Annotated in this window: 8 protein-coding genes and 7 tRNA genes; 7 read left to right on the top strand and 8 right to left on the bottom strand. The window is 44.2% G+C overall.

Going from position 1 to position 9,532, the window contains the following annotated elements:
- The first annotated feature begins 95 nt into the window (after window positions 1-95).
- The 3 genes from glpK to HMPREF1150_RS09850 all read left to right on the top strand — a co-directional run bounded on the left by glpK (window position 96) and on the right by HMPREF1150_RS09850 (window position 4,271).
- Window positions 96-1,604 (top strand): glycerol kinase GlpK, encoded by a 1,509-nt coding sequence (gene glpK / locus HMPREF1150_RS09860; RefSeq protein WP_009659167.1) that lies wholly within the window; start codon window positions 96-98, stop codon window positions 1,602-1,604.
- 68 nt (window positions 1,605-1,672) lie between these two features.
- Entirely contained in the window at window positions 1,673-3,499 is a 1,827-nt protein-coding gene (gene glpO, locus HMPREF1150_RS09855) for a type 1 glycerol-3-phosphate oxidase (RefSeq protein ID WP_009659148.1), read from the top strand.
- A gap of 67 nt (window positions 3,500-3,566) precedes the next feature.
- On the top strand, window positions 3,567-4,271 hold the full coding sequence (locus HMPREF1150_RS09850; RefSeq protein WP_002899687.1) for an MIP/aquaporin family protein: 705 nt from the start codon (window positions 3,567-3,569) through the stop codon (window positions 4,269-4,271).
- 200 nt (window positions 4,272-4,471) lie between these two features.
- On the opposite strand, the gene rlmD is transcribed toward HMPREF1150_RS09850, so the two are convergent.
- Complete coding sequence (gene rlmD, locus HMPREF1150_RS09845; RefSeq protein WP_032905344.1) at window positions 4,472-5,842, bottom strand: 23S rRNA (uracil(1939)-C(5))-methyltransferase RlmD; 1,371 nt, start codon at window positions 5,840-5,842, stop codon at window positions 4,472-4,474.
- Between the two features lie 55 nt (window positions 5,843-5,897).
- Here rlmD and HMPREF1150_RS09840 point away from each other — a divergent pair, with 55 nt between their 5' ends.
- The 4 genes from HMPREF1150_RS09840 (at window position 5,898) to HMPREF1150_RS09825 (ending at window position 8,542) form a co-directional block, all read left to right on the top strand.
- Window positions 5,898-6,674, top strand: a complete 777-nt coding sequence (locus HMPREF1150_RS09840) for an aminoglycoside 3'-phosphotransferase (RefSeq protein WP_009659173.1) — start codon at window positions 5,898-5,900, stop codon at window positions 6,672-6,674.
- Window positions 6,675-6,700: 26 nt separating this feature from the next.
- Entirely contained in the window at window positions 6,701-7,477 is a 777-nt protein-coding gene (gene recX, locus HMPREF1150_RS09835; protein ID WP_009659125.1) for a recombination regulator RecX, read from the top strand.
- A gap of 86 nt (window positions 7,478-7,563) precedes the next feature.
- Window positions 7,564-8,097: a DUF402 domain-containing protein gene (locus tag HMPREF1150_RS09830; RefSeq protein WP_009659076.1), complete on the top strand. Its 534-nt coding sequence runs from the start codon at window positions 7,564-7,566 to the stop codon at window positions 8,095-8,097.
- A gap of 127 nt (window positions 8,098-8,224) precedes the next feature.
- Window positions 8,225-8,542 (top strand): DUF960 domain-containing protein, encoded by a 318-nt coding sequence (locus HMPREF1150_RS09825; RefSeq protein WP_002905830.1) that lies wholly within the window; start codon window positions 8,225-8,227, stop codon window positions 8,540-8,542.
- A 337-nt stretch (window positions 8,543-8,879) separates the two neighbouring features.
- Here HMPREF1150_RS09825 and HMPREF1150_RS09820 read toward each other — a convergent pair.
- The 7 genes from HMPREF1150_RS09820 to HMPREF1150_RS09790 all read right to left on the bottom strand — a co-directional run bounded on the left by HMPREF1150_RS09820 (window position 8,880) and on the right by HMPREF1150_RS09790 (window position 9,532).
- Window positions 8,880-8,953: transfer RNA gene (locus tag HMPREF1150_RS09820), tRNA-Pro, on the bottom strand.
- Window positions 8,954-8,999: 46 nt separating this feature from the next.
- Window positions 9,000-9,073: transfer RNA gene (locus HMPREF1150_RS09815), tRNA-Arg, on the bottom strand.
- A 31-nt stretch (window positions 9,074-9,104) separates the two neighbouring features.
- Window positions 9,105-9,190 (bottom strand) — tRNA-Leu (locus tag HMPREF1150_RS09810).
- A gap of 7 nt (window positions 9,191-9,197) precedes the next feature.
- Window positions 9,198-9,269 (bottom strand) — tRNA-Gly (locus tag HMPREF1150_RS09805).
- Between the two features lie 14 nt (window positions 9,270-9,283).
- Window positions 9,284-9,356: transfer RNA gene (locus HMPREF1150_RS09800), tRNA-Thr, on the bottom strand.
- A 16-nt stretch (window positions 9,357-9,372) separates the two neighbouring features.
- Window positions 9,373-9,454: transfer RNA gene (locus tag HMPREF1150_RS09795), tRNA-Leu, on the bottom strand.
- 5 nt (window positions 9,455-9,459) lie between these two features.
- Window positions 9,460-9,532, bottom strand: a tRNA-Lys gene (locus HMPREF1150_RS09790).

Here is a 9,532-nt window from a genome sequence, read left to right on the forward strand (position 1 = left end):
ATTTAAAAAAAGTTGATAAAAAAGAAAGCGTTTAATTTTATATACTAGTTACTGTAGAGGAAACATCCTCAAGATTTTTACCAGGAGGACAGTTCATGTCACAAGAAAAATACATCATGGCCATCGACCAAGGAACTACTAGTTCACGCGCCATCATCTTTAACAAAAAAGGAGAAAAAGTTAGCTCCAGTCAAAAAGAATTTACTCAGATTTTCCCTCAAGCTGGATGGGTTGAGCATAATGCCAATGAAATTTGGAACTCTGTCCAATCCGTTATCGCAGGTGCCTTCATCGAAAGTGGAGTCAAACCTAATCAAATCGAAGCTATCGGAATCACCAACCAGCGTGAAACAACTGTCGTCTGGGATAAGAATACAGGACTTCCTATCTACAATGCTATCGTTTGGCAATCTCGTCAGACTGCTCCTCTGGCTGAACAGCTGAAAAGCCAAGGCTATGTGGAAAAATTCCATGAAAAGACTGGTTTGATTATTGACGCTTACTTTTCTGCTACCAAGGTTCGCTGGATTTTGGATCATGTAGAGGGTGCACAAGAAAGAGCTGAAAAAGGCGAATTGCTCTTTGGTACCATTGATACCTGGTTGGTTTGGAAATTGACTGACGGCGCGGCTCACGTGACCGACTACTCAAACGCAGCCCGTACTATGCTCTATAATATCAAGGAACTAAAATGGGATGACGAAATTTTGGAAATCCTTAACATTCCAAAGGCTATGCTTCCAGAAGTTCGATCTAACTCAGAAATCTATGGCAAGACTGCTCCATTCCATTTCTACGGCGGAGAAGTTCCAATCTCTGGTATGGCTGGTGATCAGCAAGCAGCTCTCTTTGGACAGTTAGCTTTTGAGCCTGGTATGGTTAAGAATACATACGGAACTGGTTCTTTCATCATCATGAACACTGGTGAAGAGATGCAGCTGTCTGAAAATAACCTCTTGACAACGATTGGTTACGGTATCAACGGCAAGGTTTACTATGCCTTAGAAGGTTCTATCTTCATTGCTGGAAGTGCCATTCAATGGCTGCGCGACGGTCTTCGAATGGTTGAAAATTCACCTGAGTCTGAAAAATATGCCCTTGCTTCTCATAACAACGATGAAGTTTATGTAGTGCCTGCCTTTACAGGACTGGGAGCTCCATATTGGGATCAAAATGCGCGTGGTTCTGTCTTCGGCTTGACTCGCGGAACCAGCAAGGAAGACTTTATCAAGGCAACCCTGCAATCTATCGCTTACCAAGTACGCGACATCATCGATACTATGCAAGTAGATGCTAAAACAGCTATTCAAGTCCTCAAAGTCGACGGCGGTGCTGCTATGAACAACTTCCTCATGCAGTTCCAAGCTGACATTTTGGGAATCGATATTGCGCGTGCCAAAAACTTAGAAACAACTGCTCTTGGTGCAGCCTTCTTGGCAGGACTGTCAGTAGGCTACTGGAAAGACTTAGATGAACTCCGCACTCTCAACGAAACTGGAGAACTCTTTGAACCATCTATGAATGAATCCCGCAAGGAACAACTCTACAAAGGATGGAAAAAAGCCGTTAAGGCAACTCAAGCCTTTGCAGAAATCGACGACTGATACTGATTCTTATTTTGATAATCAAGTCAGTAGAAGCATGAAACGACTAAGTTAGAAAGTGTGTAATTATGGAATTCTCAAAGAAAACACGTGAATTATCGATTAAAAAAATGCAGGAACGCACCTTAGACCTCCTGATTATTGGTGGTGGGATTACCGGTGCTGGGGTAGCCTTGCAAGCGGCAGCTAGTGGCCTGGAGACCGGTCTGATTGAAATGCAGGATTTTGCAGAAGGAACTTCTAGCCGTTCGACTAAGCTGGTCCACGGCGGACTTCGTTACCTCAAGCAATTCGACGTAGAGGTGGTCTCAGATACAGTTTCTGAGCGCGCTGTGGTACAGCAAATTGCCCCTCATATTCCAAAACCAGATCCTATGCTGCTGCCTGTCTATGAAGAAGATGGCGCTACTTTCAGCCTCTTCCGTCTCAAGGTGGCTATGGACCTTTACGACCTCTTGGCTGGTGTCAACAACACTCCTGCTGCTAACAAGGTCTTGAGCAAGGAAGAAGTGCTAGAGCGGGAACCCGAACTTAAGAAGGAAGGTCTGGTCGGCGGCGGTGTCTATCTTGACTTCCGCAACAACGACGCTCGTCTCGTGATTGAAAATATCAAACGCGCCAACCAAGACGGTGCATTGATTGCCAACCATGTCAAGGCAGAAGGCTTCCTCTTTGATGAAGCTGGAAAGATTACAGGCGTTGTTGCGCGTGACCTCTTGACGGATGAAGTCTTTGAAATCAAGGCTCGCCTAGTCATCAACACAACTGGACCTTGGAGCGACAAGGTACGCAATCTGTCAAATGCCGGTGAGCAATACTCACAAATGCGTCCAACCAAGGGTGTTCACTTGGTAGTTGACTCTAGCAAGATCAAGGTTTCTCAGCCAGTCTACTTTGACACAGGCTTGGGAGACGGCCGGATGGTCTTTGTCCTTCCACGTGAAAATAAAACCTACTTTGGTACGACAGACACCGACTACACTGGCGACCTTGAGCATCCAAAAGTAACACAAGAAGATGTGGATTACCTCTTGGGCATTGTCAACAATCGCTTCCCAGAAGCAAATATCACAATTGACGACATCGAAAGCAGTTGGGCAGGTCTGCGTCCTCTGATTGCAGGAAACAGTGCTTCTGACTACAACGGCGGAAACAACGGTACCATTAGCGACGAAAGTTTCAATGCACTGATTGCAACTGTTGAGAGCTATCTGGCTAAAGAAAAATCTCGTGAGGATGTTGAAGCTGCTGTTACGCAACTCGAAAGCAGCACTTCTGAAAAACACTTGGATCCATCTGCTGTGTCCCGCGGTTCCAGCTTGGAACGTGATAACAATGGTCTCTTGACCCTTGCTGGCGGTAAGATTACGGACTATCGTAAGATGGCTGAAGGCGCTATGGAGCGTGTGGTTGAAATCCTCAAAGCAGAATTTGACCGCAGCTTCAAGCTCATCAACTCTAAGACCTACCCTGTTTCAGGCGGAGAGCTCAATCCAGCAAATGTGGATTCCGAAATCGAAGCCTTTGCACAACTCGGCGTCTCTCGTGGCCTCGACAGCAAGGAAGCCTTCCATCTTGCTAACCTTTACGGTTCTAATGTTCCTAAGGTCTTTGCCCTCGCTCACAGCATCGAGCAAGCACCAGGTCTCAGCCTAGCGGATACCTTGTCACTGCATTATGCTATGCGTAATGAATTAGCACTCAGCCCAGTCGACTTCCTGCTTCGCCGGACAAATCACATGCTCTTTATGCGGGATGGTTTAGATGCTATTGTAGAGCCTGTTCTGGATGAAATGGGACGATTCTACGACTGGACAGAAGAAGAAAAAGCAGCTTATCGAAACGACGTACAAGCTGCCCTTGCAAATAACGATTTAGAAGAATTAAAAAAATAGAAAATACAAGAAGAGGCGGTAGACTAACAACTGTCTGCCACCCCTTCTTTTAAATGGAGTAACATAGATGATGAAAGAAATATTTGGCGAATTTTTAGGAACACTGCTCTTGCTCCTTCTGGGTAATGGTGTAGTTGCAGGTGTGGTTCTTCCCAAAACTAAGAGTCACAATTCAGGCTGGATTGTAATCACCATGGGATGGGGGATCGCTGTTGCCATCGCTGCTTTTGTATCCGGCAACCTTGGCCCAGCCCATCTGAACCCTGCCCTAACAATCGGAGTAGCTCTGAAAGGTGATTTGCCTTGGGCATCTGTTCTTCCTTACGTCCTTGCTCAGTTTGCAGGTGCTATGGTCGGACAGTTCCTCGTCTTCCTACAGTTCAAACCTCACTATCTAGCTGAAGAAAATCCAGCTAACGTCCTAGGCACATTCAGCACAGGCCCAGCTATCAAAGATACCTTCTCTAACCTGATTAGCGAGATCCTTGGAACTTTTGTCCTTGTACTGACTATCTTCGCTCTTGGACTTTATAAGCTGCAAGCAGGCATTGGCACTTTTGCAGTCGGAACACTCATTGTCGGAATTGGTCTCTCGCTTGGTGGAACAACAGGTTATGCCCTAAACCCGGCTCGTGACTTAGGACCTCGCATCATGCACAGTCTCCTTCCGATTCCAAACAAAGGAAATGGCGATTGGAGCTATGCTTGGATTCCTGTTGTCGGACCAATTATTGGTGCCGTCCTTGCAGTCCTAGTCTTCGGTTTATTCTAATATAACTGATTATCATTGGAGAACACTTGACGAGTGTTCTCTTTTTTTTGACTAATAGATTAGGAAGAGACTAACCTTCCAAGCTTACGCTTCCGATAAAACCTTTGCAATTTTGACAAAAGAAAAGACTTAGCTCTGTATTACAAGAAAACTAAGTCCTTTTTAGAATGATTTTGCCAACTCTAGCAATCCGTTTCCGATTAACTCAACCGAGTGCTATCTCTCTTAGACAATTTCACCACTGCCTCGGTCCGAGCAGTATGCGGAAACATATCAACCGACTGGATATAGTGGACATCGTAGACCTGACAGAGCTTGACCAAATCCCGAGCCAGAGTTGAGACATTGCAGGAAACGTAGACCATCTTTTTAGGTGCATAGCGGACAATCGTCTCCAGCAGCTTATCGTCAAGACCCGTTCGCGGCGGGTCGACAATCAAGGCATTCGCCCGATAGCCCTCAGCATACCAGCGAGGAATAATCTCCTCTGCCGTTCCAGCCTCGTAGAGAGTATTGTCAAAGCCCATGCGCTTGGCATTGCGCTTGGCGTCTTCAATGGCCTCAGGGATGATGTCCATACCTCTCAAAGACTTGACCCTTTTAGCAAAGGCAAAGCCGATGCTCCCAACCCCGCAATAGGCATCAATCAAATGGTCTTCTTCCGTTACATCCAGCGCCTTAACCGCCTCCCCGTAGAGCACCTCTGTCTGTTCAGGATTGAGCTGATAGAAAGCTCGAGGAGACAGGGAGAACTCATAGTCCAGCACCCCTTCTTGGATAGCCTCCTCGCCCCAGATAATCTCTGTCTTATCCCCGTAAATCTCACTGGACTTGCTCGTATGATAATTAACTGCCACTGTTTCCAACTCAGGAAATTCAGCCACTAGATCTCGAACGACTGGAGAAAAGTCCAGCTTACGCCCCGTCACAAAAATCATCTGCACCTGACCCGTCTTTCTGGATCTACGAATCATAACGGTACGTACTCCAGCAGTCTTTCTCTCATCATAGATGGGCAGTCTATACTTCCCTAAAAGCCGAGCTACCTTATTTATGATCTTTTGCGTTACCTTGTCCTGAACTAGACAGTTTTTCAGCGAGACCAGATAGTGGGAATTCTGGGCATAGAGCCCCGCCTTGACCTCATCCTTAAATTTCCGAGTCTGAAACTGCAACTTGGCCCGATAATAGAGCGGCTCCTGCATACCAATGGTCGGACGAATCTCGTAGTTTTCGTAACCAGCTGGCGCAAATTTTTTCAAGGCCTGACGCAGCAAATCTTCCTTAAACTCCAACTGCTTGTCATAGTGGAGGTGCATGATTTGACAGCCCCCACAGCTATCATAAATCTCACAAGGCGCTTCCACCCGAAATTTTGACCGCTTGTTGATAGTCAAGAGCTTAGCCTCGATGAAATTACGCTGAACCTTGGTCACCTGACAGTAGACTTCCTCACCCTTCAAAGCCCCTGGCACAAAGACCAGCGTTTTCTTATAAAATCCAATCCCTTCCCCATTAATCCCCATTTTCTTAATTTTCAAAGGGATTCTTTGCTTCACTTTCACATTCATGCTTCTATTATACCACGCTGCCTCGCATTAGTTGAGAATATGTTACAATAAAAGTATGAAATCAGAAAAAATATCCCTTCCACTAGACCATTTCCCTGAGCAAATACGAACTTATCTAGAGGGAGCCAACTTTTACGACAGCTCCTCACATTCTGCAGCCAGTGTTTTCTATGTTGATACTGGCTATTATTTGAAAATTGACCAAAAAGGCCAGTTAGCCCAAGAAGCTATACTTGCCAAATGGTTTGAGAAGCAAGGGCTCGGTGTGCCTGTCATTCACTACCTGGCAACAGATAAAGATTACTTGCTGACTAAAGAAGCCGAGGGCAAGGACGCCCTAGCCTTTCTCCAACAGCCAGAAGAACTTTGCCAAACGATGGCGGACGCACTCAGAAAACTTCACAGCCTCCAAGCCCAGCATTTCCCAATCCAGCATCGCCTCGAGCACTATAAAGAACAAGCAGCGGAAAATTATCGGAAAGGTTGCTTTTATCAAAAAGCCTTGCTGCCTCAATTTCACATCTCAAGTCGTGAGGAAGCATACCAGCTTATCCAAGAGCAGGGACACTTACTGACGGTGGATGCCTTGATTCATGGAGATGCCTGCTTGCCTAATTTCATTCTGAAAGACGCATCAACCTTCTCCTGCTTTATTGACCTTGGCCTCGCTGGCCTCAGTGATCGCCACATTGACCTTTACTGGGCCAGCTGGTCTCTTACTTATAATTTATCTGACCCTCAATATGCAGAGCTCTTTCTTGACTACTATGGCAGGAAGGATGTTGATACCGACAAACTACGCTTGATAGCTGCCTTTGAAGCATTTAGCTAGAAGAAAGGACTTTACAAAAATCCCCTATGAAAATCACAAAAATCGAAAAGAAAAAAAGACTCTACCTCTTGGAGTTGGATGACAGTGAAAAGCTCTATATTACAGAAGACACCATCGTTCGCTTCATGTTGTCCAAAGGGATGGAAATCACAGAGCAGGAGCTATCAGAAATTCAAGACTATGCCCAATTTTCCTACGGAAAAAATCTAGCCCTCTATCATCTCTCCTTCAAGCAAAGAACCGCTAAGGAAGTTAAAGACTACTTAACGAAGCACGACATCCAACCAGAAACCATCAGCCAGGTTTTGGACAATCTAAAAAAAGATAATTGGATTAATGATAGAAAATATGCTAACTCTTTTATCCAATCCAACCTTCTCACTGGTGACAAAGGCGCTTTTGTTCTCAAGCAAAAACTCAGTCAAAAAGGGATCTCAAGTACTATCATAGAAGAAGAATTGGGCCGGTTTGATTTCACTGAACTAACAGACAAGGTTGCCCAAAAACTGCTCAGAAAATACCAGGGAAAACTGCCCAGCAAGGCCTTACAAGATAAAATACTTCAATCCTTGATAAACAAAGGTTTTTCCTATAGCCAAGCCAAAACCGCCTATCAGCATTTGGAAATCGAAGAAGACCAAGAAAACCAGCAAGAGCTGCTCTATAAAGAGCTAGACAAACAATACCGCAAGTACTCAAAAAAGTACGACGGCTATGACTTAAAACAGCGGCTGACCCAAACTCTAGCTCGCAAAGGCTATGATTTCTCCGACATCGCTAGCGCTCTGAGAGAATATCTTTAAGATTTTCTATGAAAACTTATGCATTTCTATGAAAATATGTTACAATAAAGAAGATAAACTTATAAATTGTAGAAAGTTGGTAAGTTATGAAACTTCCAAAAGAAGGCGACTTTATTACAATTCAAAGTTATAAGCATGATGGGAATCTTCACCGCACCTGGCGAGATACCATGGTACTAAAGACAACAGAAAACGCTATTATTGGTGTTAATGACCACACACTGGTAACAGAAAGTGATGGCCGACGTTGGGTAACACGTGAACCAGCCATTGTCTATTTTCATAAAAAATACTGGTTTAATATTATTGCCATGATTCGAGACAATGGAACTTCATACTACTGCAACCTAGCCAGCCCTTACTATCTGGATAATGAAGCTCTAAAATACATTGACTATGATTTAGACGTCAAAGTCTTTGCTGATGGTGAAAAACGCCTGTTGGATGTAGAAGAATATGAACGCCACAAAAAGCAAATGCGCTATTCTGATGATTTGGATTTCATTCTCAAAGAAAATGTCAAAATCCTAGTTGATTGGATTAACAACGGAAGAGGTCCATTTTCAGATGCTTATGTCAATATTTGGTACAAACGTTATGTTGAACTAAAGAATCGATAAAGTTGTCAAAGAGCGTAAGCTCTTTTTCTTTTATCTAATTCAGACCTGCCAGAGGTCAAATTCTTGCAATCTCAATCATTTTCGGGTATCATATAAGAAAATCCAGACTGTAAGAAAGGAGTCTCCCATGGCATTTACAAATACTCTCGGACGATATGCCAGCTTTGGCATCATGACGAGCCTCCCTGAAGAAATTATAGACTCATTCTGGTACGTTATTGATAACAATCTCAAAGGAGTCTTTGAACTTCGCCCAGTCCTCAAGTTCGAAATCATCAATAGCCAAGGAAGAGTATCTCTACGATTCTCACAAAAAAACTTCAACACCATTATTTCATTTGACTTAAACTATCAATTTGACCCTTTCTTTCCCAGAAAAGTCTACATCGTTGATAACAAGGGCAAAGAAACCATTATGTTATCTGACGAATACTCTTTGATGTAGTAAATCCAACTCAGCACATATAAAAACCTCTGAAAGCAACTATTCACTGCTATCAGAGGTTTTTATCTTTAATATTATTCGCCTCAAATGGAAAGTACATTCGAGCAGAATGATAGATGAAAACACCCGAAACACTAGTCTTTAAAATCAATCTAAACCTAGTTGAATAATCAAATCCCTTGCTTTCAAATAGGATTATATAAAGAGACAAGACCAGAAGTTCTAAAAGATTCTATCGCTAATTAAATCCTATGTAAGCTAAGTCATAAATACTGTAAATACAGTTTTCTTAAAAACAAAAAGATAGATTAGTACATCTATCTTCTATGTTATCTAGTCGGGAAGACAGGATTCGAACCTGCGACACCTTGGTCCCAAACCAAGTACTCTACCAAGCTGAGCTACTTCCCGGTGTTTAAACAATCTAAAAACGGAGCCCTAAGGCTTCGCTGCCAAATGCACCCTAGAGGAGTCGAACCTCTAACCGCCTGATTCGTAGTCAGGTACTCTATCCAGTTGAGCTAAGGGTGCTCATCTTCTTCTACTGCCTCTTACAAGTCTATGCCGAGGACCGGAATCGAACCGGTACGATCGTTACCAATCGCAGGATTTTAAGTCCTGTGCGTCTGCCAGTTCCGCCACCCCGGCCGCCTCAAGCGAACGACGGGATTCGAACCCGCGACCCCCACCTTGGCAAGGTGATGTTCTACCACTGAACTACGTTCGCATCCTATTCAAAAATGCCGGCTACATGACTTGAACACGCGACCCTCTGATTACAAATCAGATGCTCTACCAACTGAGCTAAGCCGGCTCATTATTATCTTATATGCGGGTTAAGGGACTTGAACCCCCACGCCCTAAAGCGCCAGATCCTAAATCTGGTGCGTCTGCCAATTCCGCCAAACCCGCTCTTATGACCCGTACTGGGCTCGAACCAGTGACCCTTTGATTAAAAGTCAAATGCTCTACCAACTGAGCTAACGAGTC

Source organism: Streptococcus sp. AS14, from assembly GCF_000286495.1.
In the GTDB taxonomy this organism is placed as follows: Bacteria; Bacillota; Bacilli; order Lactobacillales; family Streptococcaceae; genus Streptococcus; species Streptococcus sanguinis_P.

What these genes read in the sequence shown, in the direction of transcription:
- glpK (WP_009659167.1), top strand. Translation starts at nt 96, where the DNA reads ATGTCACAAGAAAAATACATCATGGCCATCGACCAAGGAACTACTAGT.
- glpO (WP_009659148.1), top strand. Translation starts at nt 1,673, where the DNA reads ATGGAATTCTCAAAGAAAACACGTGAATTATCGATTAAAAAAATGCAG.
- HMPREF1150_RS09850 (WP_002899687.1), top strand. Translation starts at nt 3,567, where the DNA reads ATGATGAAAGAAATATTTGGCGAATTTTTAGGAACACTGCTCTTGCTC.
- rlmD (WP_032905344.1), bottom strand. Translation starts at nt 5,842, where the DNA reads ATGAATGTGAAAGTGAAGCAAAGAATCCCTTTGAAAATTAAGAAAATG.
- HMPREF1150_RS09840 (WP_009659173.1), top strand. Translation starts at nt 5,898, where the DNA reads ATGAAATCAGAAAAAATATCCCTTCCACTAGACCATTTCCCTGAGCAA.
- recX (WP_009659125.1), top strand. Translation starts at nt 6,701, where the DNA reads ATGAAAATCACAAAAATCGAAAAGAAAAAAAGACTCTACCTCTTGGAG.
- HMPREF1150_RS09830 (WP_009659076.1), top strand. Translation starts at nt 7,564, where the DNA reads ATGAAACTTCCAAAAGAAGGCGACTTTATTACAATTCAAAGTTATAAG.
- HMPREF1150_RS09825 (WP_002905830.1), top strand. Translation starts at nt 8,225, where the DNA reads ATGGCATTTACAAATACTCTCGGACGATATGCCAGCTTTGGCATCATG.